The sequence below is a fragment of the Actinoplanes sp. URMC 104 genome (assembly GCF_051386375.1).
Classification (GTDB): Bacteria; Actinomycetota; Actinomycetes; order Mycobacteriales; family Micromonosporaceae; genus Actinoplanes.
The window spans coordinates 36646-60773 of the sequence record NZ_JBPQTO010000011.1; the positions used below are offsets into that span (position 1 = coordinate 36646).

At 73.9% G+C, this 24128-nt stretch carries 27 protein-coding genes and 2 pseudogenes; 15 read left to right on the forward strand and 14 right to left on the reverse strand.

Annotated features, from left to right (window positions below; all coding sequences use genetic code 11):
- Positions 1 to 16: 16 nt before the first annotated feature.
- Genes ACSNN8_RS25995 through ACSNN8_RS26010 form a run of 4 tightly spaced genes read left to right on the forward strand, consistent with a single transcriptional unit; the run spans position 17 to position 2713 of the window.
- The gene (locus ACSNN8_RS25995; RefSeq protein WP_436652173.1) at positions 17 to 1123 is read left to right on the forward strand and encodes a CaiB/BaiF CoA transferase family protein; all 1107 of its coding nucleotides are present in this window, start codon (positions 17 to 19) and stop codon (positions 1121 to 1123) included.
- A complete protein-coding gene (locus ACSNN8_RS26000) occupies positions 1123 to 2169 on the forward strand; it encodes a diguanylate cyclase domain-containing protein (RefSeq protein ID WP_436652174.1) in 1047 nt (348 codons plus the stop codon). The genes ACSNN8_RS25995 and ACSNN8_RS26000 overlap by 1 nt, the downstream gene beginning before the upstream one ends.
- Positions 2170 to 2192: 23 nt before the next feature.
- Positions 2193 to 2381: a hypothetical protein gene (locus tag ACSNN8_RS26005; protein WP_436652175.1), complete on the forward strand. Its 189-nt coding sequence runs from the start codon at positions 2193 to 2195 to the stop codon at positions 2379 to 2381.
- A 14-nt stretch (positions 2382 to 2395) separates the two neighbouring features.
- Positions 2396 to 2713 carry an antibiotic biosynthesis monooxygenase family protein gene (locus ACSNN8_RS26010; RefSeq protein WP_436652176.1) on the forward strand — a complete coding sequence of 106 codons (318 nt, stop codon included), beginning with the start codon at positions 2396 to 2398 and terminating at the stop codon, positions 2711 to 2713.
- 57 nt (positions 2714 to 2770) lie between these two features.
- Here ACSNN8_RS26010 and ACSNN8_RS26015 read toward each other — a convergent pair whose 3' ends face one another.
- Complete coding sequence (locus ACSNN8_RS26015) at positions 2771 to 3796, reverse strand: LacI family DNA-binding transcriptional regulator (RefSeq protein ID WP_436652177.1); 1026 nt, start codon at positions 3794 to 3796, stop codon at positions 2771 to 2773.
- Positions 3772 to 4536: a methyltransferase domain-containing protein gene (locus tag ACSNN8_RS26020; RefSeq protein ID WP_436652178.1), complete on the reverse strand. Its 765-nt coding sequence runs from the start codon at positions 4534 to 4536 to the stop codon at positions 3772 to 3774. The genes ACSNN8_RS26015 and ACSNN8_RS26020 overlap by 25 nt, the downstream gene beginning before the upstream one ends.
- A gap of 152 nt (positions 4537 to 4688) precedes the next feature.
- Here ACSNN8_RS26020 and ACSNN8_RS26025 point away from each other — a divergent pair, with 152 nt between their 5' ends.
- Genes ACSNN8_RS26025 through ACSNN8_RS26045 form a run of 5 tightly spaced genes read left to right on the forward strand, consistent with a single transcriptional unit; the run spans position 4689 to position 9397 of the window.
- Positions 4689 to 5807 carry an ABC transporter substrate-binding protein gene (locus ACSNN8_RS26025; protein WP_436652179.1) on the forward strand — a complete coding sequence of 373 codons (1119 nt, stop codon included), beginning with the start codon at positions 4689 to 4691 and terminating at the stop codon, positions 5805 to 5807.
- On the forward strand, positions 5800 to 6696 hold the full coding sequence (locus ACSNN8_RS26030; RefSeq protein ID WP_436652180.1) for an ABC transporter permease: 897 nt from the start codon (positions 5800 to 5802) through the stop codon (positions 6694 to 6696). The genes ACSNN8_RS26025 and ACSNN8_RS26030 overlap by 8 nt, the downstream gene beginning before the upstream one ends.
- Positions 6684 to 7523 carry an ABC transporter permease gene (locus tag ACSNN8_RS26035; protein WP_436652181.1) on the forward strand — a complete coding sequence of 280 codons (840 nt, stop codon included), beginning with the start codon at positions 6684 to 6686 and terminating at the stop codon, positions 7521 to 7523. The genes ACSNN8_RS26030 and ACSNN8_RS26035 overlap by 13 nt, the downstream gene beginning before the upstream one ends.
- Positions 7520 to 8539, forward strand: a complete 1020-nt coding sequence (locus ACSNN8_RS26040; RefSeq protein ID WP_436652182.1) for an ABC transporter ATP-binding protein — start codon at positions 7520 to 7522, stop codon at positions 8537 to 8539. The genes ACSNN8_RS26035 and ACSNN8_RS26040 overlap by 4 nt, the downstream gene beginning before the upstream one ends.
- Before the next feature lie 51 nt (positions 8540 to 8590).
- Positions 8591 to 9397: a M15 family metallopeptidase gene (locus ACSNN8_RS26045; RefSeq protein WP_436652183.1), complete on the forward strand. Its 807-nt coding sequence runs from the start codon at positions 8591 to 8593 to the stop codon at positions 9395 to 9397.
- Between the two features lie 37 nt (positions 9398 to 9434).
- Here the strand turns inward: ACSNN8_RS26045 and ACSNN8_RS26050 are convergent, their stop codons facing one another.
- A complete protein-coding gene (locus ACSNN8_RS26050; RefSeq protein WP_436652184.1) occupies positions 9435 to 9845 on the reverse strand; it encodes a MarR family transcriptional regulator in 411 nt (136 codons plus the stop codon).
- 76 nt (positions 9846 to 9921) lie between these two features.
- Here ACSNN8_RS26050 and ACSNN8_RS26055 point away from each other — a divergent pair, with 76 nt between their 5' ends.
- Positions 9922 to 10407, forward strand: a complete 486-nt coding sequence (locus ACSNN8_RS26055) for a YbhB/YbcL family Raf kinase inhibitor-like protein (protein ID WP_436652185.1) — start codon at positions 9922 to 9924, stop codon at positions 10405 to 10407.
- 240 nt (positions 10408 to 10647) lie between these two features.
- Here the strand turns inward: ACSNN8_RS26055 and ACSNN8_RS26060 are convergent, their stop codons facing one another.
- On the reverse strand, positions 10648 to 11034 hold the full coding sequence (locus tag ACSNN8_RS26060) for a RidA family protein (protein WP_436652186.1): 387 nt from the start codon (positions 11032 to 11034) through the stop codon (positions 10648 to 10650).
- 194 nt (positions 11035 to 11228) lie between these two features.
- On the reverse strand, positions 11229 to 11861 hold the full coding sequence (locus ACSNN8_RS26065; protein WP_436652187.1) for a hypothetical protein: 633 nt from the start codon (positions 11859 to 11861) through the stop codon (positions 11229 to 11231).
- Positions 11862 to 12088: 227 nt separating this feature from the next.
- Here ACSNN8_RS26065 and ACSNN8_RS26070 point away from each other — a divergent pair, with 227 nt between their 5' ends.
- Positions 12089 to 12778 carry a DUF6193 family natural product biosynthesis protein gene (locus ACSNN8_RS26070; protein WP_436652188.1) on the forward strand — a complete coding sequence of 230 codons (690 nt, stop codon included), beginning with the start codon at positions 12089 to 12091 and terminating at the stop codon, positions 12776 to 12778.
- 56 nt (positions 12779 to 12834) lie between these two features.
- Here ACSNN8_RS26070 and ACSNN8_RS26075 read toward each other — a convergent pair whose 3' ends face one another.
- The gene (locus ACSNN8_RS26075; protein WP_436652189.1) at positions 12835 to 13059 is read right to left on the reverse strand and encodes a hypothetical protein; all 225 of its coding nucleotides are present in this window, start codon (positions 13057 to 13059) and stop codon (positions 12835 to 12837) included.
- Between the two features lie 104 nt (positions 13060 to 13163).
- On the opposite strand from ACSNN8_RS26075, the gene ACSNN8_RS26080 reads away from it, so the two are divergent.
- From ACSNN8_RS26080 to ACSNN8_RS26090, 3 genes are all read left to right on the forward strand, one after another.
- Positions 13164 to 15539 carry an AAA family ATPase gene (locus ACSNN8_RS26080; RefSeq protein ID WP_436652190.1) on the forward strand — a complete coding sequence of 792 codons (2376 nt, stop codon included), beginning with the start codon at positions 13164 to 13166 and terminating at the stop codon, positions 15537 to 15539.
- On the forward strand, positions 15449 to 15712 hold the full coding sequence (locus ACSNN8_RS26085) for a response regulator transcription factor (RefSeq protein WP_436652191.1): 264 nt from the start codon (positions 15449 to 15451) through the stop codon (positions 15710 to 15712). Before ACSNN8_RS26080 ends, ACSNN8_RS26085 begins: the two co-directional genes overlap by 91 nt.
- Positions 15713 to 15778: 66 nt before the next feature.
- The gene (locus tag ACSNN8_RS26090) at positions 15779 to 16225 is read left to right on the forward strand and encodes a cupin domain-containing protein (RefSeq protein WP_436652192.1); all 447 of its coding nucleotides are present in this window, start codon (positions 15779 to 15781) and stop codon (positions 16223 to 16225) included.
- A 4-nt stretch (positions 16226 to 16229) separates the two neighbouring features.
- On the opposite strand, the gene ACSNN8_RS26095 is transcribed toward ACSNN8_RS26090, so the two are convergent.
- The 6 genes and pseudogenes from ACSNN8_RS26095 to ACSNN8_RS26120 form a co-directional block, all read right to left on the reverse strand.
- Positions 16230 to 16835 carry a YdeI/OmpD-associated family protein gene (locus ACSNN8_RS26095; RefSeq protein WP_436652193.1) on the reverse strand — a complete coding sequence of 202 codons (606 nt, stop codon included), beginning with the start codon at positions 16833 to 16835 and terminating at the stop codon, positions 16230 to 16232.
- A gap of 10 nt (positions 16836 to 16845) precedes the next feature.
- The gene (locus tag ACSNN8_RS26100) at positions 16846 to 17298 is read right to left on the reverse strand and encodes a DUF3253 domain-containing protein (protein ID WP_436652194.1); all 453 of its coding nucleotides are present in this window, start codon (positions 17296 to 17298) and stop codon (positions 16846 to 16848) included.
- Between the two features lie 14 nt (positions 17299 to 17312).
- Positions 17313 to 17732: a hypothetical protein gene (locus ACSNN8_RS26105; RefSeq protein WP_436652195.1), complete on the reverse strand. Its 420-nt coding sequence runs from the start codon at positions 17730 to 17732 to the stop codon at positions 17313 to 17315.
- A gap of 153 nt (positions 17733 to 17885) precedes the next feature.
- Positions 17886 to 18089, reverse strand: a complete 204-nt coding sequence (locus ACSNN8_RS26110; RefSeq protein WP_436652196.1) for a hypothetical protein — start codon at positions 18087 to 18089, stop codon at positions 17886 to 17888.
- A 109-nt stretch (positions 18090 to 18198) separates the two neighbouring features.
- Positions 18199 to 20001, reverse strand: a complete 1803-nt coding sequence (locus ACSNN8_RS26115) for a glycoside hydrolase family 15 protein (protein WP_436652197.1) — start codon at positions 19999 to 20001, stop codon at positions 18199 to 18201.
- Between the two features lie 37 nt (positions 20002 to 20038).
- Positions 20039 to 20605, reverse strand: a pseudogene (locus ACSNN8_RS26120) (LysR substrate-binding domain-containing protein); the annotation flags it as partial.
- Positions 20606 to 20649: 44 nt separating this feature from the next.
- Here ACSNN8_RS26120 and ACSNN8_RS26125 point away from each other — a divergent pair.
- Positions 20650 to 21198, forward strand: a pseudogene (locus ACSNN8_RS26125) (zinc-binding dehydrogenase); the annotation flags it as partial.
- Positions 21199 to 21221: 23 nt separating this feature from the next.
- On the opposite strand, the gene ACSNN8_RS26130 reads toward ACSNN8_RS26125, so the two are convergent.
- Positions 21222 to 21791 (reverse strand): DUF2087 domain-containing protein, encoded by a 570-nt coding sequence (locus ACSNN8_RS26130; RefSeq protein WP_436652198.1) that lies wholly within the window; start codon positions 21789 to 21791, stop codon positions 21222 to 21224.
- A gap of 42 nt (positions 21792 to 21833) precedes the next feature.
- The gene (locus ACSNN8_RS26135) at positions 21834 to 24065 is read right to left on the reverse strand and encodes a glycoside hydrolase family 9 protein (RefSeq protein ID WP_436652199.1); all 2232 of its coding nucleotides are present in this window, start codon (positions 24063 to 24065) and stop codon (positions 21834 to 21836) included.
- Between the last annotated feature and the right edge of the window lie 63 nt (positions 24066 to 24128).

A 24128-nucleotide genomic window follows, 5' to 3' on the forward strand; every position in this document is an offset into this window, starting at 1 on the left:
GACACGAGGAGGCTCGGTGACCACGCTCGAAGGCGTCCGGGTGGTGGAGCTCGCCGGCCTCGCGCCCGGGCCGTTCGGGTGCATGGTGCTCGCCGACCTGGGCGCCGACGTGGTGCGCGTCGACCGGCCCGGCGGGAACGGGGTGCCGCCCGGCCCGCTCGACCGCAACCGCCGCACGGTCACGCTCGACCTCAAGACGCCCGAGGGCGTGGCGGACCTGCTGCGCCTCGCCGCGCGCGCCGACGTGCTGGTCGAGGGCTTCCGGCCCGGCGTCGCCGACCGCCTCGGCTTCGGCCCGGCGACCTGCCTGCGGGCCAACCCCCGGCTCGTGTACGCGCGGATGACCGGCTGGGGCCAGGACGGCCCGCTCGCCGCCCGCGCCGGGCACGACATCGACTACATCGCGCTCGCGGGCGCGCTCGACCCGCTCGGCCGTGCCGGGGAACGCCCGCACGCGCCGCTCAACCTGCTCGGCGACTTCGCCGGCGGCGGACTGCTGCTGGCCGTCGGCGTGCTCGCCGCGCTGCTGGAACGCGCCCGCTCCGGCCGCGGCCAGGTCGTCGACGCCGCCATGGTGGACGGCTCCGCGCTGCTCACCTCCTTCCTGCACGGCATGCTGGCCGCCGGCGCCTGGCCGGGCGCGCGCGGCGAGAACCTGCTCGACGGCGGCGCACCGTTCTACGACACCTACGAGACGGCGGACGGCCGGTTCATGGCCGTCGGGGCGCTCGAGCCTGCCTTCTACCGGGCCCTGCTCGACGGGCTGGGCCTCGACGCGGGGAACCTGCCGCAGCAGGACGACAGGTCCGGCTGGCCGGCGCTGCGGGCCGCGTTCGCCGCGCGGTTCGCCTCCCGCACCCGCGACGAGTGGACCGCGGTGTTCGCCGGCCGGGACGCCTGCGTGGCGCCCGTGCTCTCCCCCCTCGAGGCGCCGGCGCATCCGCACCACCGCGCGCGGGGCACGTTCGTGGACGTCGACGGGCTGACCCAGCCCGCTCCCGCGCCGCGCTTCGGGCGTACGCCCGCTCGGGAACCCCGGCCCCCCACCGCCGTGGCCTCCGTCTCCGAGATCCTCGCCGGCTGGCCTCAACCGCCCGCCGCGGCTGCCGATCATCACGGCTGATGAATGCGGCCCAGGAACCTTCCGTGCTGCGGCGGCGAAGGACCGTCGAGGCGAGCGCCCTGCTCTCCCGGGGCGCAGGGTTGCTGTGCGTCGTGCTGTTCCTGAGCGACCGGCTCGGCATGCCGAACGGCATCGAGCGGGCCACACCGGTCCGGATCGCCTGTCTGGCCGGCATCGCGCTGATGGTGGTCGCCCTCGGGCTCGCCGCGGTCAACCTGCGCTCCCCCGGCGGGCGGCACTACGACCTGATCAGCGGCCTGTCGGTGGTCAGCGACACCGTCTCGATCGCGGGCATCGTGGTCAGCATCCAGGCGTACGGTCAGACCACCTGGCCGGTGCTGTCGGTGGCCATCCTCGTGGCCGCGCTGCGCAAGCGGCTGCCCGGCGCGCTGCTCGCGTGGGCGGCCACCAGCGGCATCCTGGCCGGCGCTGTGCTGGTGTACGGCGACCGCGTGCTGCGCCCGGGCGACCTGTCGATGGCCGTGCTCAGCCACCTGCTGGTGGCGCTGCTCAGCGGCACGCAGGCCGGCGCGTACGCCCGCCAGGTCGCCGAGCTCGACGCCGCTCGCCGCCAGCTGCACCACCAGGCCACCCACGACCCGCTGACCGGCCTGCCCAACCGCGCCCGCCTGGCCACGCACGCCGAGTCGCTGACCGGTCGCGCCCTGGCCGTGCTGGCGCTGGACCTCAACGGCTTCAAGGCCGTCAACGACTCGCTCGGGCACGCCGCCGGCGACGAACTGCTGCGGGCCGTCGGCTCCCGCCTGCACGCCGCGCTTCGCGCCGGCGACGATCTGGCCGGTCGCATCGGCGGCGACGAGTTCGTGGTCGTGCTCGCCGACGCCGGGCCGGACGAGGCGTCCGCGCTGGCCGAGCGGCTGCGCGCCGCGATCTGCGCCCCGGTCGTCATCGGCGGCGACCCGGTGACCGTGGGCGTGAGCATCGGCGTGGCGGTCCGCGAAGCCGGCTCCCCCGCCGGCCTCGGCGCCCTGAGCCACGAGGCCGACGCCGCCATGTACCGCGACAAGGCGCAGCTGAGCGCGTAGCCGCCGGTCCCTACCCTGGCGTGGTGAACATCGAGGACGAGAAGCTGCTGGTGCTGGCGAAGCGGTTGCGCGACGAGGCGGCGCGCGCCGGCCGCACCGACGTGGTTGCGAAGGTCGACGACGCGATCCTGCTGCTGGCCGGCGAGCGTGCCGACGAGAACGGGAGCACGTCGAACGTGGTGCTGCGGATCCTCGACGGCCTCGGGTTCTGACCTAGACTGCGCGGATGATCGCACGAGTGTGGCGGGGCTGGGTCGGCGCCGGACGCGCGGACGAGTACGTCGGTTACATCGAGCGCACCGGGCTGGCGGGCTACCGCGGGACGCCCGGCAACCGCGGGGCCGAGATGTGGGTGCGCGACCTCGGCGACGGCCGCTGCGAGGTGACGACGGTCAGCTGGTGGGAGTCGCTCGAGCACATCCGCGGCTTCGCGGGCGACGACATCACCCGGGCCGTCTTCTACCCCGAGGACGACGAGTACCTGCTCGACCGCGAGACGACGGTGACGCACCACGAGGTGGCCCGCCGCTACGGGGCGGACTGATCCCGTGGCGTACGGATTCATCGCGGGCGGCCTGGGCGCCTGAGCGACCCCGTCGGACTAGCGAACGGTCGTGGAGGCTCGGCGGATCAGCCGCCACGAGTTGCGGTGGTCGGGGGCCGGGTCGCCGAGGGCGGCGGCCGCGCACGCGGCGCCCTGCTCACGCAGCGACTGGGCGACGGTGGTCAGCCCGTGTTCGGCGGCCGGCGCGGCGTCGTCGAAGCCGCTGACCCGCACGGGGCCGGGCGCCTCGCGCAGGGCGGCCAGGGCGAGCGGGTCGTTCATGGCGGCGACGGCGTCGAGGCCGGGGTCCGCCTCGAGCAGCAGGCGCATGACCCGGCGGCCCTCGGCCTCGTCATTGGTGCGGCACACCCCCACCGGCACGCGCTCCCAGTCGAGGCTGAGGTCCCGCACGGCGTCGCGGTAGCCGGCCAGCCGGTCGCGGGTCACGGGATAGGGCACGGTCGCGGGGTCGATGCCGGTCGTCACGAACGAGTCGCGGCGCCGGTCGAGGGGGAAGCTGAGCACCGCGGGCCGCCGCGCCCGCGCGAAGACCTCCCGGCCCACCGCGTACGCGGCCGCGCGGTTGTCGATTCCGACCAGCGTGGCGCCCTCGACGGCCGGGCCGCCGTGGACGACGACCGGCCGGCGGGTGCCGCGCGCGGCGGCCAGCACGGGGTCGTCCTCGGTGGTGGTCCAGACGATGTACGCGTCGACGGCCGCGGCGGTGACCCGGTCCCGGTCGTCGTCGCCCGCGCCGGTCGGCACGATCAGCAGGCCGTACCCGCGGTCGGCGCACACCTCGGCGATGCCGGCCAGGAACTCCACGGCCTGCGGGTTGTCGAAGGCGTACGTCAGGTGCTCGCCCAGCACGACGCCGAGCGTGCGGGTGGACCCGTACCGCAGCGACCGCGCGCTCGGGTCGGGCCCGGCGTACCCGAGCCGGGCGGCCGCCTCGAGCACGCTCTCGCGCGTCTCCGCCGCGACCCGCTGCGGGCGGTTGTACGTGTACGACACGGTCATCGGCGACACCCCGGCCGCGCGGGCCACGTCGCTCATCGTCACCCGTCGCTGCCGCTCCCGCATGCGGCGATCGTAGTCGCGCCCGGGCCGGCCGGGATCGGCGACGCGGCCCGGGCCGGTTTCCGCCAGACCGAGACGTGGTCGGTGCTGTCGCCGGTGAACGGCGCCCGGTCCCAGCCCGCGACGCGCTCGTGCGGGACCAGCCCGGCGAGGCGGGCCATCAGGTCGAGCTCGGCGGGCCAGACGTAGCGGTGCGGCGACGAGAAGGCGCGCAGCTCGCCGTCGATGACCCACCAGTGGTGGCTGACCGCGATCTGCGTCGCGGTGTCGTACTCCTCGTAGCCCACATGTCGCGAGGTGGCGGCGAAGACGGTCGTCCGCAACCGCGGGATGTAGTTCTCGACGACGAAGTAGCCGCCGGGCGCGAGGTGCTCGGCGGCGTTGCGGAACGCCTGCACCTGCTCGTCCTGGGTGGTCAGGTTGGTGATGGTGTTGCGCAGCAGGTAGACCAGCGCGAAGGAGCCGGCCACGGTCGTGGTGGCGTAGTCGCCGAGGGTCACGGGAACGCCGTCGACCTCGGCGGCCATCGCTGGTGAGAGCTCGATGCCGTGCACGGCGACGCCGCGGCGGCTCAGCGGCACGGCGATGCGCCCGGTGCCGATGCCGAACTCCAGGGCCGGCCCGCCGGCGGCCAGCTCGGCGAGGAAGGTGACGGTCGCGTCGACGAGGGCGGGGGCGAACAGCTCGGGCCACAGGGCGGCGTACCGCGGCGCGATCCAGGCATCGAAGTGCGTCTCCGGCATGGCCCGACCGTAAGGTGTCTATGCAGGTGGATGCCACCGCAGGTAGGTTGAACGTCGCCGGACGGTCGCCTGGGAGACGCTTTCTCTTCGCCGAGCAACTTCATGATCTCTCAGCGCCCACCGGCCGGTGTGCGCAGAGGGAGGAACCAACGGTGAGCACATTCACCCGCACGATCGCCGTCACGCTCGCGGCCGGCACCATGGTCGCGGTCGCGGCCTGCTCGCCGCCCGAGAAGAAGTCCGAGTCGTCCGCGTCGGGCGCCGCCACCGCGGCCAGCGCCGCCGACCTGGGCGGCATCGACAAGCTGGTCGAGGCGGCCAAGGCCGAGGGCCAGCTCAACGTCATCGCGCTGCCGCCGAACTGGGCGAACTACGGCGAGATCATCAAGTCGTTCGGCGACAAGTACGGCATCAAGGTCAACTCGGCCCAGCCCGACGGCTCGAGCCAGGACGAGATCAACGCCGCCAACCAGCTCAAGGGCCAGGGCGGCGCGCCGGACGTGTTCGACCTCGGCGCCACGGTCGCGTCGGCCAACGTGGCCATGTTCGCGCCGTACAAGGTCGAGAAGCACAGCGAGATCCCGGACAACCTCAAGGACCCGAACGGCGCCTGGACCAACGACTACGGCGGCTACATGTCGATCGGCTACGACAGCGCCAAGGTCCCGGCTCCGGCGAGCCTCGACGACCTGCTCAAGCCCGAGTACAAGGGCAAGGTCGCGCTCAACGGCGACCCGACCCAGGCCGGCGCGGCGTTCGGCGGCGTGCAGATGGCCTCGCTGGCCAATGGCGGCACGGTCGAGGACATCGCCCCCGGCGTCGAGTACTTCGGCAAGCTCAAGAAGGCCGGCAACCTGCTGCCGGTCGACCCGTCCGACACCACCATCCAGTCGGGCCAGACCCCGGTCGTCTTCGACTGGGACTACCTGAACGCGGCCCAGGTCGCCAAGCTCAAGACCTGGAAGACGTTCATCCCCAACGGCGCCGTGCTCGGCTCGTACTACGTGCAGGCCATCAACAAGGACGCCCCGCACCCGGCCGCCGCGCGGCTGTGGCAGGAGTACCTCTACTCGGACGAGGGCCAGAACCTGTGGCTCAAGGGCGGCGCCCGCCCGGTGCGCGCCGAGGCCATGCAGAAGGCCGGCACGATCGACAAGGCGGCCTTCGCGGCTCTGCCGAAGGTCGAGGGCACCCCGGTGATCCCGACCGAGGCGCAGAACACCAAGGCCAAGGAGTACCTGGCGGCGAACTGGGCCAAGACAGTTGGCTGAGGTCGCCGCGACCGTCCCGCAGAGCGTGGCCCGCCGGCCGCGCCTGCGGGGCGCCACCGCCCTGCTCGGCACGGTGCCGTTCTTCGCGTACGTCACGATCTTCCTGATCATCCCGACGCTGGTCGTGGTGATCGGCGCGTTCGCGGGCGACGGCGGCGCCACGCTGGACAACATCAAGGCGCTCGGGGACGCGTACATCCTCGACGCCTTCGGCCGCAGCATCGCGCTCTCGGCGATCAGCGCGCTGATCGGGGCCGTTCTCGGAGCCCTTCTGGCGTACGCCTTGACGACCGCGAGGCCCGAGGGCGTGCTGCGGCGGGTCGTGACCGCGGCGGCCGGCGTGCTCGCGCAGTTCGGCGGCGTGACGCTGGCGTTCGCGTTCCTCGCCACGATCGGCCTGTCCGGCTTCCTCACGGTGTGGCTGCAGGACTCGTTCGGCGTCGACCTGTACGCCAACGGCGTCTGGCTGTTCGAGCTGCCGGGGCTGGCGCTCGTCTACACGTACTTCCAGATCCCGCTCATGGTGATCGTGTTCCTGCCCGCGCTCGACGGCATCCGCCCGCAGTGGCGCGAGGCGACCGAGAGCCTCGGCGGCACCACCTGGCAGTACTGGACCCGCGTGGCCGGGCCGCTGCTCGCGCCCGCGTTCCTCGGCTCGACCCTGCTGCTGTTCGCCAACAGCTTCTCCGCGTACGCCACCGCGGCCGCCCTGGTCAGCCAGGGCAGCCCGCTGGTGCCCCTGCAGATCCGCGGCGCGCTCACCAGCGAGGTGCTGCTGGGCCAGCAGAACGTGGGCAAGGCGATGGCGCTCGGCATGGTCGTCGTCGTGTCCGTGGTGATGGCGCTGTACACGCTGCTGCAGAGGAGGACGGCCAAGTGGCTGGGGTGATCGCCAGGCGCGCCCGCAAGCAGCGCGTGTTCCGCTGGACCGTGCTGATCGTGCTCGGCGTGTTCTTCCTGCTGCCGTTCGTCGCGATGGTCGAGTTCTCGACGCGCGACGCGCAGACCTGGCCGCTGCTGGTGAACTGGCCCGAGCTCAGCGAGCGCTACCCGGCGCTGGCCGACGGCATCGTCGCCTCGCTGCTGCAGGCGGCGCTGACCGCCGTGCTCATGCTGGTGCTGCTCGTGCCGACCGCGGTGTGGGTGCGGCTGCGGCTGCCCCGGTTGCGGCGGCTCGTCGAGTTCATCTGCCTGCTGCCGCTGACGATCCCGGCGATCGTGCTGGTGGTCGGGCTGGCGCCGGTGTACGCGTGGGTCACGTACTTCCTCGGTGGCTCGTCGCTGACGCTCGTGTTCGCGTACGTCGTCCTCGTTCTGCCGTACGCCTACCGCGCGATCGACGCGGGCCTGTCGGCGATCGACGTCCGCACGCTCGCCGAGGCCGCCCGCTCGCTGGGCGCCGGCTGGGGCACGGTGATGTGGCGGGTCGTGCTGCCCAACATCCGCACGGCCGTGCTGTCCGCGGCGTTCCTGACCGTGGCGCTGGTGCTCGGCGAGTTCACCATCGCGTCGCTGCTCAACCGCACGAACCTGCAGGTCGCCATCAACTTCCTCGGCAAGAGCAGCGCGACCATGTCGGTGGCGGTGTCGCTGACCGCGCTGCTGCTCGCCTTCGTCCTGCTGCTGCTTCTGTCCCTGCTCGGCGGCCGGCGCCGTTCCGCGTCCGCAGTCGCCCCCGCCACCCCTGCTTCCGTCAGCAAGGAGTCCGCCGCATGACCGGCGTCGCCGTCCACCTCAACCGGTTGCGCCGCACCTTCGGCACCGTGCACGCGCTCGACGACCTCGACCTGGCCATCGAGCCCGGCGAGTTCGTGGCGCTGCTGGGCCCGTCCGGCTGCGGCAAGACCACGGCGCTGCGCGTGCTGGCCGGGCTCGAGGACGCCGACAGCGGCCGGGTCCTCGTCGGCGGCCGCGACGTCACCCCGCTGCCCGCGAACCGCCGCGACATGGGCATGGTCTTCCAGGCGTACAGCCTGTTCCCGCACCTGACCGCGCTGGCCAACGTGTCGTTCGGGCTGTCGCTGCGCGGCCGCTCCAAGTCCGCCGCCCGCGCCGGGGAGATGCTGGAGCTGGTCGGGCTCGGCGCCTTCGCCGACCGCTACCCGCACCAGCTCTCCGGCGGCCAGCAGCAGCGGGTGGCGCTGGCCCGCGCGCTGGCCATCGAGCCCAGCGTGCTGCTGCTCGACGAGCCGCTGTCGGCGCTCGACGCCAAGGTGCGCGTGCAGCTGCGCGACGAGATCCGCCGCATCCAGACCGAGGTCGGCACGACCACGCTGTTCGTGACCCACGACCAGGAGGAGGCGCTCGCCGTCGCCGACCGGGTGGGGGTCATGCGGGCCGGCCGGCTCGAGCAGCTCGCCGCCCCGGCCGACATCTACCTGACGCCCGCGACGCCGTTCGTGGCCGAGTTCGTGGGGCTGAGCAACCGGCTGCCCGGCACGGTCATCGGCAACGAGGTCGAGGTGCTCGGGACGCGCCTGCCGCTGCTGGCGCCGGCCTCGGCGGCATCGGTGACCGCGCTCGTACGGCCGGAGTCGGTCCTGGTGACCGCGGACCCCGACGGCACCGGACGGGTGCTCACCACCAGCTTCCTCGGCCCGATCAGCAAGGTCACCGTCGCCGTCGGGGACCAGCTGGTCGTGGCGCAGGTCGCCACCGACCGGCTCGCCTCCCTGACCCCCGGCACGCCCGTTCGCGTCACCCTGCAACCGAATCCCGTAGCCGTGGGCTGATTCCGGCGTTTTGCTGCGACTCGCCCGGGATGGTTCGTACGGTCTGTAGCCGTGCCCCGACGACGCCTCCTCGCCGCCCTGTCCGTGCTGCTCCTGCTGCCCCTGCCCGGCCTGTCCCGGCCGGCTTCGGCGGTACGGACGGGGACGGTGTGGCACGTCGTGCGCCCCGGCGAGTCGCTCAGCTACATCGGCGCCCTGCACGACATCAGCGCCGCCTCGCTGGCCGCCTGGAACGGGCTGCCGCTCGACGCGCCCGTCCAGGTCGACGCCGTGCTGCGGCTCGACCCGCCGCCGGCGCCGCTGCCCCCGTTCAGCAGCCGCATCGAGCCGGTCACCCCCGGCATGGTCAACTGGGACGCCCGCAAGCGCTGCCCCACCGCCCCCGCCGACCTGCGCCGCGTGTGGGTGTCGTACATCGACTTCACCGGCGCCTACCACGACGGCAGCGTCATCGTCCGCTCCGATGTCGCGGCCCGCGCCCAGCAGGTCTTCGAGACCCTGTACCGCTGGCGGTTCCGCATCATGGGCATGGCCCCGATGCGCCTCAACCACCCCGCCGAGACCAACATGGCCACCGTCACCGCCGGCTACAACTGCCGCGCGGTGGCCGGCACCAAGGTCTGGTCCGAACACGCCGCCGGCACCGCGATCGACATCAACCCCTTGCAGAACCCGATGATCCGCGGTCGTTCCCTCTCCCCCGCGGGCAGCGCGTTCTATCTGCAGCGCAACCGCTACCTGATCGGCATGGTCCACCCCGAGGGCGCCGCCCGCGCCTTCACCTGGAACAACTTCTACTGGGGCGGCCGCTGGACGACCCTGAAGGACTACATGCACTTCAGCCTGACCAACCGCTGACGACCCTCGCGCCGGGCGGCCTCGTCGATGGGTCACCTCACGGCCGGAGTTTGCGCAGCACCTCCGGGATGCGACGGACGATCTCCCGCTCGGCGTCGTCGAGGTCCTCGCGGATCGCGCGGGCTATCCCGGCGGCCCGCGCGCGGCGAGCGGCCGCGAGTGCGTCGTCGCCGGCCGCGGTCAGAGTCAGCATGACCTGGCGACGGTCGGCGTCATGCCGGCCGAGGGCGACCAGTGCCTGATCGGCCAGCAGGCCGACCGTGCGGGCCATCGACTGGTGCCTGACCTGCTCGAGCCGGGCGAGGTCGGCGATCGACAGGGGCCCTGAGCGGGCCAGATGGCCGAGTACCGCGGCCTGCCCGGGCGGCATTTCGCCGTGGACGCGAGCGCGCCGCACGAAGTCGCCGATCGCCGCGCGCAGCTCTTCGGCGAGATCCAGATCACCCATGCCGCCAAACCTACAGCATTGCTGTACTGTTCCGCGAAGCACAGCAATGCTGTACATCTGAGCCGAGGAGCATGAGATGACCTACGACCCGTACGCCCTGGCCTTTCCCGCGCCGGCGTTCACCGTCACCAGCAAGGACTTCGCCGACGGCGAGGCCCTGCCCGATTCCGCCTACCAGCCGCTCAACGAGTCGCCCGAGCTGTCCTGGGGCCCGCTGCCGGAAGGCACGCGAAGCCTGGTGGTGACCGCGTTCGACGCCGACGCCCCGATCCCCGGCGGGCTGTGGCACTGGGCGGTCAAGGACATCCCGGCCACCCTGAGCGGGCTTCCGCACGGCGGCGGCACCGGCACCGCACTGGTCAACGACCTCGGCAGCACGGGTTACGTCGGGGTCAACCCGCCGCCCGGCACCGGCACCCACCGGCTGTTCATCTGCGTGACCGCGCTCGCCGTCGCATCGCTGGACGTGCCCGAGGGCGCGAGCCGGGCGCTGCTGAACATCATGCTGATCCCGCACACCCTGGGCCGGGCGATCATCATCGGGACCAGCACGCCACGCTGAGCACGACCGCGAACCGCCCCCGCCCGCGTGGGTGCCTCGGGCCCGACCGGCGTCGACGGCTCGTCCGACCCCACCTCGGCCGGTCCCTCACGGTGCCCGGCGCTGCCTGCACCACCCGGGCGGACCCGAACCCGCGGCCGACGACACCCACGACGACCGCTGCCCCCGCTCACGCGCACGTGAGCGGGGGCAGCGTCGCAAGCGGGGAAGCCGGTGGTCGGATCGTGGCCGGCCCCGGTCTCATCCGCGGTAGGCGGTCACCTCGATCATGAAGCGGGGACTCTCCCCGGCACGGCCGAAGTCGGTGGACTCGATGGCGGAGCGCGCCGGCCGGTGGTCGCCGAACCGCTGCTTCCACACCTCGTTGAACGCCGGGCGGTCGCGCTGCAGCCCGCGCATGACGATGCCCACCCGCACGACGGCGGTCAGGTCGGCGCCCGCGGCGGCCAGGATCGCCGCGAGGTTGGTGAACAGCTGCTCGGCCTCGGCCCGGGCGTCGGCGGGGATCTCGTGGGTGCGCGGGTCCGCGCCGAACAGGGCCGACACGTAGATCCAGCCGCCGGCCTCCACCGCCTGGGGCACCGGTCCGCTGTGCGACGGCGCCGCGTCGGTATGGATGATGCGCATCGATCCTCCCCCATGTCGCGGCCGCACCTTCGACCGGGCAGTCACGCGGGGCGAGGGGCGGGTCGCGGTGTCCGATATTCAGTCCCGGATCGTCTCGGGGACCTACCAGTGCCCGCCCCTCGTAGCCGCGCTGTCCCGCTCGGGGTCGCTCTGACCGGCCACCTACGGGCACCGTACTTCATCGCCCACAGTCCCTACCCGTACCCCGCGCAAAGGTCTGCGGGGATGCGCTTGGTGACCGCCATGGTCGCCGGGTCGAAGGCGATGGAGATCGGCCCCCGCTCGGTGGCGATCCGCACCGTGCCGGGCTCGACCGACCGAACTCTCTCGTAGTCGCCGGAGCTCTCCGCGAACAGGCACCCGGCGAACCGCTCGGTGGTGCCGGGGCCGTCGCGGCGCTGGACGACGACGTCCCACCCGTCCTCGCCCAGCATGGCCTGCCAGTGCCGAATCCGTACCTGGTAGCGGCCGTCGGCGGAGACGGCGGTGTCGACGAGCTCGCCACGCCGTGACGAGGAGTCGGACAGCACCCCGGCAACCAGGGCGATCCCGGCGGCGAACGCCACGACCACGGCGGTGACTCCGAAAGTCAAGGCCGTGACCGTACGCGTGCGTCGTTCGGCGGGCATCAGCAGCGTCACGGCCGTGCCGAGCAGCAGCCATGTCGCGGGCCAGAACACCCATCCCGGCACCGGATGGTCCCGCAGGATCGCAAGGCGCGCGACATTCCAGTACGCCGACACCAGCACGCCGACCGACACGAGCGCCACGCCCGCCAGTGCCTGCGTCCGGGTCAGTCGTCCAGCAGCGTCGCGCAGCAACGGCATCTCGTCCTTCGGCGCAGGGATGGGGCTGCGAACCATAGCGCGGCCGGTGCCGTGGTAGCGGCCGGGGTACGCCGCTTCCGCCGCCTGAAGTGCCGGCCAACCGCCAGGGCTCGCGCCCGCGGGCGAGACAGAACGACCGCGCGTGGCAAGATCCCGTGGTAACTGTCAACCGACGACAAGGCCGAGAGTGTGTCAGCAACTTCAGCAGATGCGGGCGGGCCGACCTGGTGACTGACGAGTCCGTGTCACCGCTGGATCCGGAGCTCTATCCGGACCTGCTCGAGCAAGACGGTCTGGGACCGTCGCTGGCCCTTGCGGCCCGACGGGCGGGCATCGACCTCGACGAGCTCACTTGGACGGACGACTTCTTCCGGCTGACGCACGCCTGGGTCGAGACGCCGCACGGCAAGGTCTCCCTGCACATCGTGGCCGACCGGCGACTGTTCGGAGTCGAGGTGATCGTCGACAACAACGTACGGGCGTGGGGCAGCGCCCCCGACCTCGAGCAGGCGGTCCGCGTGACCGCCGCTTGGCGGGACGGCAGTACCGTACGGGAACTGATCGCCGCCTATCCCTTCATGAAGACCGACCGCTTCGCGCTGGGCCGGGAGGACGGCAATCTGCTCGACGTGTTGTGGGCCTTCCACTTGGAAGACCCGGGGTACGAGGACATGCGGCCGGTTCTGCGTGCCGCCCATGACGACCCGCGGCTGAGCCGGCTCTACCCGTCGGTCACGCATGAGACCCTCGCGCGCTTCACCGTCGATCCCGACAACAGGGAGAACGGTCAGGTCGCGATCTGGCGCCACCACGATCACTACCGGGTCGAGACGTCCTGGCGAGAGGTCATGCACTCAGCCGCGAATGCGGTCGAGGCTGTGCGGCTCGCCTCCGCAGAGGTTCCCGACACTCTCTGAATGCGGCGTGGTCGGTCGGCGCCTTGCGTTTCGCCCCCGACGTCGGCCGCAGAGGCTCAGTCGCCGGCGGGGTCGGACCGTTCGAAGGCGCCGCTGTCGTTGACGCGCCAGACTGCCGTGGGGCCGGGTCGGCCCTGCAGCCGCAGCCGTACGTCCTCCGGGTCGTCGAGCCGCATCGACGTCCGGACGGTGAACCACACGACGCCGGCCACGGGCTCCGGCTCGAGACCCAACTCGGCCAGCATCCGTACGGCGGCGGCGGTGGTCTCCGCGGTCGGCACGACGGTAGATCAGGCCGGCCAGTGCGGCGTACCGGATGATCGGCGGCCGGCGCCGGGCCGCCCATGCGATGCGGCACGGCGGCCGGGCTCGCTAGCGTGACGCCATGAAGGCCTCGTGGCCGCTCACCGGCCGGGACGAGGAGCTGCGGGCGGTCACGGCGGCGATCCGGCCCGGCGCGGCGGGGATCGTGGTGGCGGGCGCGGCGGGGGTGGGCAAGACGCGGCTCGTCCGCGAGGCGCTGACGGTCGCGGCGGGTCGTCGCACGGACGTGGTCTGGGCCCACGGCAGCACGGCCGCCCGGGCGTTCCCGCTGGGCGCGTTCGCCGGCCTGCTCGACGTGCCGCCCGGCGACGCGGCGGGCGCCATCGGCCGGGCGCTGGACCAGCTCGCCCGGCGGCGGCCGCTCGTGCTGGCCGTCGACGACGCGCACCTGCTCGACGAGCACTCGGCGATCGTGCTGCACCGCGTGGTCGTCCGGGGGCTGGCACCCGCGCTGGTCACCCTCCGGACGGGCGCACCGGCCCCGGACATCGTGACGTCCCTGTGGAAGGACGACCACCTTTCCCGTACGGACCTGGGCCCGCTCGACCTCGCCGGGACCACCCACCTGGTCGCCCGGGTGCTCGGCGGCCCGGTCGAGTCGGCCTCGGCGCACCGGTTGTGGACGTTGACCGGGGGCAGCCCGCTGTTCCTGCGGCACCTGCTGACCGGCGAGGTGTCGGCGGGCCGGTTCACGCCGGCCTCCGGGATCTGGCGCTGGATCAGCGAGCCCGAGATCTCCCCGGAGCTGACCGGCCTGGTCGAGCGGCAGATCGGCGGCCTCGCGGCCGGCGTGCGTGACGTCGTGGACCTGGTCGCGCTGGCCGAGCCGGCGGCGGTCGAGACCCTGGCGGCGCTGACCTCGCCCGCCGACCTCGAGGAGGCCGAGGACCGCGGCCTGGTGCGCACCGACGGGCTGGTCGCCAGGCGGGCGCATCCGCTGTACGGCGAGGTCCGCCGCGCCGCCATGGGGAGGCTGCGCGCGCGCCGGCTGCGCGGCCTGGTGGCGCGGACCCTCGACCCGGCCGCGGACCCGATCCCGAGGGCCGTGCTGACCCTCGACTCCGACCTGGCGCCGGACCCGGCGCTGTTCCTGCGGGCGGCCGAGGCCGCGACCCGGATGTACGACCTGCCGCTCGCCGAACGTCTGGCCGGCGCGGCCGCCGCCACCGGCGACCCCGGCGCCCGGCTCGTGCACGCCTCGGCGCTGTCGTGGCTCAGCCGCGGCGACGAGGCCGAGGCGATCCTCGCGGACCTGGCCCGGACGGCGCCGGACGCCCGGGCGCTCGCGATGGCGCACCTGCACCGCACCGGCAACCTGATCTTCACGATGGCCCGGCCGGGCGAGGCCCGCCGCACGCTGGCCGCGGCCGAGGCGACCGGAGCGGCGCCGGCGCACGTCGCCGCGATGGCGCTCGTCCTGGCCGCCTCGACCGGCGACCTCGGGCCCGTGCTCGAGCACGGCCCGGCGCTGCTGCGCGCGGAGCTGCCCGACGACCTGGCCCGCATCCTGGTCGCCTCGGCGATGTCCGCGGCGGCGGCGGTCACCGGCGAGCCGGACCTGCTCGACCGGGCCGCGGTCGTGGGCGGACTCACCGCCGACCGGGTGCCGGTCGTCATCCCGGGGTTCGGCCTCGCGGACTTCCAGGTGCTCGGGCACCGCCTCGCCGGGGCCCCGGACCGGGCCGGCGACCACGCCGGGAGGATGCGGGCCGCGTCGGCCGACCTGCCGGGCCCGGCCCGGCTGATGGGGCTGGTGATCGCCGGGCACGCCGCCCTCGCCGGCGGCCGGGTCCGCGACGCGCTGCTGCCGCTGCGGGAGGCGTGGGCGGGGCTGGCCGGCTCGGGGCACGAGTTCCGGTTCCGCTGCCGCACCCTGCTGGCGACCGCCCTCGCGCTGACGGGCCAGGACGGGCCCGCCGCTCCCTGCTGGCCGGCATCGTCGCCGGCGGCCATCCGGCGTACCGGCTCTACGCCCCCGACGACCTGCTGGCGCGGGCGTGGGGCGCGGCCGCCGGGGGATCGACGACCGAAGCGCTCGGCCACGCGGTCGCCGCGGCGGGCCTCGCCCGCGGGATCGGCGCGCCCGCGTACGAGGTGCTCGCCTGGCAGACCGTGGTCCAGTTCGGCGACGCGCCCGCCGCGCTGCCCCGCCTCACGGCCCTCGCCGGGCTCGGCGCCCGGGCCGCGGCCGCCTGCGCCCATGCCCGGGCCGCGGCGGACGACGACGGCGAGGCCCTGCTGCGGGCCGCCGACGGCTGGGCCCGGCTCGGCGACCTGGTCCCCGCGGGCGACGCGGCGGCCCGCGCGGCCGACGTGTTCCGCCGGCAGGGGCGGCACGGTTCGGCCGTGTCCGCGGCGGCGCTCGCGGAGAAGCTGGCGGACCGGTCCGGCGCCCGCACCCCGGCCCTGGCGGTCGCGGCCCGGCCGCTGCCGCTGACCGCCCGCGAGCGGGAGATCGCCACGCTCGCCGCCCGCGGCCTGTCGAACCGGGACATCGCCCGGCGGCTGACGGTGTCGGTCCGTACGGTCGAAGGGCACCTCTATCGCGCCGGCCACAAGCTCGGCGTCGCCGAGCGCGCCGCGCTGCGCGACGTTCTGGGAGTCGAGTAGCGCCCTACTCGCACCGCTGCCGCCGGGCCGCCGCAGCATGGTTCCCACCAGCGCGGAGGAGGAGCCATGACCACCGTCCACATCCCGCCCGGCGAGGGCCGGCACTACCCGATGATCGACGGCGACCACGTCGCCAAGACGGCCGTCCGGGACGCCTGCGGGGCCTTCGAGGTCTTCGAGATCGTCGCGCACGCGGCCCCGATGGCGCCCCCGCACGTCTCGCCCTGGACCGCCGTCATGGTCCTGGTCGAGGGCCGGGTCACCGCGATGGTCGACGGCACGGCGTACGACGTGGAGCCCGGCGGGGTGGTCGTCTTCCCGGCCGGGACGCCGAGCACCTTCCAGGTGGCCGGCGAGTCCGCCCGTTTCGTGGGCATCACCTCGGGCGACGGCGCCGGGCGCTTCTTCGCCGACTTCGCCGGGTCCGTCCCGGCGGACCGACCGCCGCAGGAGTCGATGGCGACGATCCTCGCGGTGACCGAGCGCCACGGCGTCGCCCTCGCGGGCGCCTGAGCCGTCACGCCCCGGCGGCGGGCCTCGCCTTCTGCGGATAGAACGTCTCCTGGCGGGCCAGCATCGCAACGAACTCGGCGATCTTGCGCTCGCGCGTCTCGGCACGCTTGACCGCGTTCATGCGGTAGATCAACGCGTACCGGTTGGTCTTGGTGAGGACGTCGAACATGGCCCGCGCGGCCGGGTCGGCGTCGATCGCCGCCATCAGGTCGGCGGGCATCTCGGCCTGCGAAGGAGGCGCGTACGCGGCCGCCCACCGCCCGTCGGCCTTCGCGGCCTCCACCGCCGCGCGGCCCGCGGGGAACATCAGGCCCGCCGCCTCCAGCCGGGCGACGTGCTCGACGTTGCGCTGCGACCACACGCTGCGCGCCCGGCGCGGGGTCAACCGGATCCACGAGCTCGCCTCGTCCCGCTTGCGCGCCTGCCCGTCGATCCAGCCGAAGCACAGGGCCTCGTCGACCGCCTGCTGCCAGGTCAGCGTGGTGACGGTGCCACCCTTGCGGGTGAGCGCGAGCCAGACCCCCGGCGACGTCTCGTGGTTGTCCACCAGCCACGCCCGCAGCGCCGCGGCGTCCGCGACGACCAGCTCCTCCAGTTCAGCGTTCGCCATGGGGAGCAGGCTAACGCCGCACCGCCACGCCGTCCGCCCCGGCGGGCGCCTCCCACCGGGGGCCGCGAGCAAGGCGCACCGGCCCAATCGCGGTGGTGACGTCGACGTCGGCGCCGTGCTGACGGACGACGACGGTCCCCTCGCGCGACAGCTCGGCGGCCACCTCCCGCGCGGCGTCCATCAGGTCACGCCACGCCTCCCCGCCGGCGACCCGGGCCGCGTCGCTCGGGCAGATGGTCGACTCGGGACGCCGGTGCCGCAGCAGCGCCCGCATCGCCGCGGCCAGCCGCGCCCGCCGGCCCTCGGGTGTCGGGTCGGCCCGGTCGCCCAGCGCCACCTCGGCGTCCCGCACCCGGTCCCGGGCCGTGCCCGGGTCGCCGCCGCTCGGCCGCCGAGCCGCCGCCAGCTCGGCCTCCAGTTCCCGGCGCAGCGCCTCCGGGACGACCGCGTCGTCGGACCTCATGCGGACATTCTCCGTCACTGCCCGCCGGCGAGCGTCAGGGCGACGTCCAGCTCGTGCTGCTTGGCGGCGGACAGCGCGCCGAGGCGCCGCACCAGGCAGGCCTCGTCGAGGGTCGCGCCCCACGTGCAGAAGATCCTGCCGTCGCGGGGCAGCGCCACCCGGACCACGCCGGTCGCCGCCAGACCCTCCTCGGCGCCGAGGAAGACCTCGATGCCGACGGCTAGTACGCCCGGGCCGTCTCCCGCGAGGATGCGGCGCCGCACGCCCGGGTCGGCCGCCTGCTCCCCGGACATCAGCAGGAACCCCACCTTCTGCGCCGGAGCGGCCGGTTCGACGATCTGCACCGCGCGGTACTCGGGCCCCGCGCCTCCCGAGAGCAGCACGACGGGCCGCTCCTCGTCGATGCGCGCCCACCAGACCTCGCCCCGCTCCACGGCCCCTCCTCGCCTGCGCCCGCTCCCGGCCACGATGGTGTGGACGGTCGTGGCCGGCGCGACGAGCAACGATATCGCCGCCGGGGAGCAGACCCGTGAGCGCCGAGGCCGAGCCGGACCGCGAGTTCGTCGTGCCGGCTCGAGCGCATGCGGTCAGCCGGAACGCCGGACCTTGCGCATGAGCATCGCCCAGACGCCGTAACCGGACCCGACGTCCCCGGTGATCGCGCCTGCGGCCGAGCCCGTCGCGAGGGCGTTCGCGCAGTCCGGGCACACCTCGCGTCCGGTGATCGTCTTCTCGAACGGCTCGCGGACACTTCGACCGCAGTCGGGACAGTCGCGGCGTGAGAAACCCATCCGTGCCTCCTGCGATCGGGTGCCCGAGCGTACGACCATGCCGCACGTCCCGGCGCCGGGCCGGCGGCGAGCAGCCACGCCGCATCACCAACGCTCCTGGTCACTACCGCTAGCGCAGGCCTTCGGTGGCGCGGGCCTCGGTGGGGGCCATGGCGGCGGTCAGGGTGCGGGCCGTGTCGATCAGGGGGACGTGGCTGAACGCCTGCGGGAAATTGCCCACCAGGCGGCCGGCGTCGGTGTCGTACTCCTCGGAGAGCAGCCCCACGTCGTTGCGCAGCGCGAGCAGGCGGGCGAAGACCTCGCGCGCCTCGTCGTGGCGGCCCATCAGGGCGTAGTTGTCGGCCAGCCAGAACGTGCACGCCAGGAACGCGCCCTCGCCGGGCGGCAGGCCGTCGACGTCGGTGCCGGGGTGCTGGGTGTAGCGCTGCACGAAGCCGTCGACCAGCAGCTCGCGCTCGATGGCGGCGACCGTGCCGGCCACCCGCTCGTCGTCGGCGGGCAGGAAGCCGACCAGCGGGACCATCAGCAGCGCGGCGTCGAGCTCGTCGGAGCCGTAGTACTGCGTGAACGTCCCGCGGTCGGGGTCGTACCCCTTGGTCAGGATCTCGTCGCGGATCTCGTCGCGCAGCGCGCGCCACCGGTCGACGGGCCCCTCGAGGCCGAACACCTCGACAGCCTTGACGGCGCGGTCGGCCGCCACCCACGCCATCAGCTTAGAGTGGACGAACTGCTTCGGGCCGCCGCGGACCTCCCAGATGCCCTCGTCGGGGTCGCGCCAGTGCTGCTCGACGTAGTCCATCAGCTTGCACTGCAGGCCCCACGCGGGGTCGGCGGCCTTGAGCCCGGCACGGCGGCCCTGGTGCAGCGCGTCCATGACCTCGCCGTAGACGTCGAGCTGGAACTGCTCGGCCGCGGCGTTGCCGATGCGCACGGGGTTGCCGTCGTAGCCGGTCAGCCAGTCGGCGATGTACTCGTCGAGGCGGCGCTCGCCGGCCACGCCGTACATGATCTGCAGTTCCGCGGGGTTGCCGGCGATCGCCCGCAGCAGCCACTTGCGCCAGGCGGTGGCCTCGGACTGGAAGCCGGAGTAGAGCAGCGCCTGCAGCGTGATCGTGGCGTCGCGCAGCCAGCAGAAGCGGTAGTCCCAGTTGCGCACGCCGCCCAGCTTCTCCGGCAGCGAGGTGGTGGCCGCCGCGACGATGCCGCCGGTGGGGGCGTACGTCAGGGCCTTGAGCGTCAGCAGCGAGCGCACCACGGCGTCGCGCCACTCCCCCTCGTACGTGCAGGCCGAGACCCAGCCGCGCCAGTAGCCCTCGGTGACGCCCAGCTGGTGCACGGCGTCCAGCGACGGCGGCGCCGGCAGGTGCGACGGGCTCCAGGTCAGCACGAACGGCACCCGGTCGCCGGCGCGGACGGTGAAGTCCGCGTGCGTGCTCATGTTCTCGCCGCGCAGCTCGGCGGGCGTGCGCAGCCAGACCGCGTCGGGCCCGGCGACGGCGACCAGCGCGTCCTGCTCGCGGTAGACCCACGGCACGACCTTGCCGTAGTCGAAGCGCAGCCGCAGCACCATGCTCATCGGCACCTCGCCGCGCACGCCCTCGACCATCCGGATCACCGACGGCGTCGAGTCGGTGCGCGGCGGCATGAAGTCGATCAGGCGGACCACGCCGCCGTCGGTCTCGAACTCGGTCTCCAGCACCAGGGTGTCGTCGCGGTAGCGGCGCCGGGTGGTGAACGAGCCGGCCGGCGCGATGCTCCAGTGGCCGTTGCCGTCGTCGCCGAGCAGCGCGGCGAAGATCGCGCCGGAGTCGAAGCGCGGCACGCACAGCCAGTCGATCGACCCGTTGCGTCCGACGAGCGCGGACGTCTGGGTGTCCGCGATGATCGCGTAGTCCTCGATCGGGAGCGCCATGGTCGCATTCTCCACCCGGTCCGGCCCGGACGCGACGTCACGAGCCCAGAAGGGCGCGCACGACCTCGCGCAGGTGGTCGCGCAGCCACCGGGAGGCGGGGTCGTCGTGGACGCGGCGGTGCCAGCGCATCTCCACGTCGGCGGTGGGCAGGTCGACGGGCACCTGGTGGAGGCGCAGCGGGACGCCCCGCTCGCTGAGATGCGCGGCCGTCACGTGCGGCACGAGGCAGACGAGGTCGTCCTCGAGGGCCATCAGGGCGCCCACGGCGTACGAGGGGACGACCGCCGCGACGTGCCGGGACCGGCCCAGCCGGTCGAGGACGTCGTCGAGCGGACCCCGGGCGAGCCCGCGCCGCGAGGCGGAGACGTGCGGGGAGCGGCACAGGGCGTCGAGGGTGAGCCGGGGCACGCGGCCCAGCTCCGAGCCGGCCGCGACGACGGCCACGAAGTGGTCGGTGAACAGCGTCGTGGTGTGGACGTCCGGCGGCGGCGGGTCCAGCACCCCCACGTCCAGGTCGATCGTGCCGTCGCGCAGCAGGTCGCCCTCCTTGGACTCCTGACGGACGAAGCGCAGGCGGACCCCGGGCGCCTCGCCGGCGATGCGGCGGGTGAGCCGCCGGGCTCGGGTGGGCCGAGGCCGGGTCGCTGATGCTGACCGGCACCACCGCGATCCACGCGCTGCACGCCGCCGGCGTGGGCGCCGGCGACACTCTGCTCGTCCGCGGCGGTTCGGGCGGGGTCGGCTTGATCGCCGTGCAGCTGGCCGTCGCCGCGGGCGCGACCGTGATCGCCACGGCGGCCGGGCGCAACCACGCGCTGCTGCGCGAGCTCGGGGCGACTCCGGTGGTCTACGGCCCGGGGCTCGCCGGCCGGGTGCGTGCCGCCGCGCCGCGAGGGATCACTGCGGCGGTCGACCTCGCCGGCACGGACGAGGCCCTCGACGTCTCGCTCGAGCTGGTGGCCGACCGCGCCCGGATCGCCTCGATCACCGGGTCGCCGCGGCGGGCCACGGCCGGCATCAAGCTGCTCGGCTACGGGCCCGGCCAGGACGCGGGCACCGAGGTCCGCGCCGCCGCCCGCGCGGGGCTCGTCGAGCGGGCCGGGTCGGGGGCGCTGCGCTTCGTCGTGGCGGACACGTTCCCGCTGGCCGAGGCGGCGAAGGCGCACGAGGTGGGCCGCGCCGGCCACGCGCCGGGCAAGCTCGTGCTGATCGGCGTAGGTCAGGGACGGGCCTGCTGCGGCACCGTGCGGCCCGGGCCGTACGTCGTTCCGGCCCGGTCGCGCTCCAGCCAGCCGGTCTCGACGAGCATGCGGCGCACCGCGGCCACGTCGTCGGTCACCTCGGACAGCCGCCGGTTGATCGCGTCCTCGTCGTACAGCCCGTCGAGGCGCAGGAAGCGGGCCAGCAGCTCGCCGAGCAGGGCGTAGCGCTCGCTCAGCGTCGGCGGCATGGTGCTGAGCCGCCCGTGGGTGAAGTTGCCGCGCAGCTGGGGGTAGTCGGCCAGGTGGGCGGCGATCGGCTGGGCCCGGTCGAGCGCCGACGCGGCCTCGCGCAGCTCGCCGGGCGACGCGCGGTAGATGCCGTTGCCCGTGCCGGTCGCCAGCCCCAGCCCGGCGAGGCGGGCCAGCGTCTCGCCGGCGGTCTGCACGGGCACGTCGAGGGCGTACGCCAGCTCGGCGATCGACGCCCCCTCGGCGCCGCGGTGCACGAGCTCGGCGAACGCCCGCAGCCGCAGCGGGGTGGCGAGCTGGCTGAGGATCTCGGCGGCGCGGGCGGCTTCGGCTGACATTCTTCTCACCCTAGGCACACCCGCGCCGCGCGGTCATCCCGTTTACAGCTCGGCCACGTAGGCGGCGATCCACGCCAGCGGCGCGTTCCAGTTGATCGTCAGCTCGTTGGTGGACCAGGACTGGATGTCGTCGATGTAGCAGAACTGTGCCACGCAGCCGGTGAGCTTGCTCTGCGCGTACGGGTCCTGGATCGAGGAGTTCGCCCCTCCGGCGAGCGTGCCCACCGGCGGGTTGGGCAGCGCCGGGTCGAGCTGGTGGGCGTACCAGCGGCTGTGCTGGTTGTGCGAGCTGACCTCGCCGTACCCGGTCACGTACGAGATGTTGAGCGCGTTGCGGCCGAGGATGTAGTCCAGCCCGGTGAGCACGCCGTCGCGGTAGCGGTCGCGGCCGGTGAGCTGGTGCGCGGCCGCGATGACGACCATGTTGTTGAGGATGATGCTGTTCGAGCCCCAGTCCCACGAGTTGTTCGCCGGCGCGTACGGCACCCCGTACGGGTGCTGCCGCTGGACGGCCAGGTACTTCTCGGCGCCCGCGACGACCGAGGCGCGCACGGCGGCGAGCCCGGGCAGACGGTTCGGCACCAGCGCCAGGTCCAGGCGACCCGCCGCGGCGGTGTTCCCCCAGTCGAAGGCGCCGGCGCCGAACACGTCGGCGGTGTGCTCGGGCGACGAGAGCACGTCCGCCTGGTAAGGCTTCTCCCCGGTGGTCAGGTACAGCTCGGCGGCCGCCCAGTAGAAGTCGTCGCTGACCTTGGCGTCGTTGTACGCGCCGCCGCCCGTGCTGTCGGACTCCGGGGCCAGCAGCGCCGGGTTGGCCTTGGCCGCCGCGTACGCGGTGCGCGCCGCGGTGAGCAGGCGCTGCGCGTACGCCGGGTCGTGCCGCTTGTAGACGCGCGCCGCCTGGGCCGCGGCGGCCGCGAGGTTGAGCGTGGCCGCGGTCGACACCGGGTGCAGCTCGCGCGGCTGCGGGTCGAGGTGCGGCAGCAGCGGCAGCCCGGTCCAGGCCTGGTCGTGAATCTTGTGGTGGGCCATCCCCGCGTACGGCTGTCCGGCCGGCACCTGCATGCGCAGCAGCCAGTCGAGCTCCCAGCGCACCTCGTTGAGCACGTCGGGCGTGCCGTTGCCGCTCTCCGGGATGGCCAGGCCCACCCTGCGCAGGCCGGGCGAGCGCTCGTACGCGTTGAGCAGCTCCCACACCGAGATGCCCGCGTTCACCACGTACTTGCCGTGGTCGCCCGCGTCGTACCAGCCGCCGCGCACGTCGAGCCGGTAGTCGCACACGCCGGCCTGGCACGGCACGTCGCCGTCGCCCTTGTTGGGCTCGACGTCCACGTGCCCCGCGGGCCGCCCGTAGCCCGGCCGCAGCTCGTCGCTGATCGCGATGCCGCTGCGCTGGGTGTAGTAGAACTTCAGCGCGTCGGCGCGCAGCTTGACGTACGCGTCGGCGCCGATGTCGAACGGCCGGCTCGTCTCGCCGTCGGCCGTCAGCGTGTAGCCGGCGCCCTTGCGGGTGAAGCGGCCGAAGTCGATCGTGTGCACGTTCTGCCCCGAGCTGGCGTCGACGCCGCGCGGCGTGGTGCTGCCCTGCGCGACGACCTTGTTCGCGGCGTCGCGCAGCTGCCACGGCAGCGCGGTGGTCGCCGTGGTCACGACCGTGGCGGCCTTGGGACCCTTCGGCACGTACGCCACCTGGTTGACGCGCACCCGCGGACCGGTGTCCGGCTCGTACACCTCGGGCGGCACGCCACCGACCAGCGACACGTCGTCCACGCAGAACCTCCACGGCTCCGGGCTGCCGCCCAGCTGGAACGCCACCTGCCCCTGCGCCGTCGAGGCGTTCGCGGTGAACGTCCACTCGTAGTGCTGGGCGTCGGCGCTCAGCACCGGCGACTGCTCGAAATAGGTGTCGTACGGGTCGACGGCCAGCCCGACGACCGCGCGCACGCTGCGCCCGGCCGGGGCGCCGCTCGCGTCGAACGAGAAACGGTAGCTCTCCCCCGCGACCAGGTCGATGTCGTTCTGCCCGACGATCGCGTCCCACTTGTTGGCCGTGCCGCCCGGCACGTCGACGCACGCCCGCCCGTCGTCCAGGGCCAGGGTCATGCCGCCGTTCGCCCAGAACGGATCGGTGCCGTCGTCGAACCCGCCGTTGACGACCTGTTCGACCTCGGCGGCACTGGCCGGCGCCGACGCCAGGCCGGTCAGCAGGGCGGCCGCTCCGATCACGGCCACGGTGCTCGTCACGCCTGCGCGGGAGCGCTCCCATAGAGACATGGACACATATTGATCGAGCCGTGACGCCGTGTCAACGCGGACGAAACAGACCGGAGCCGGCCG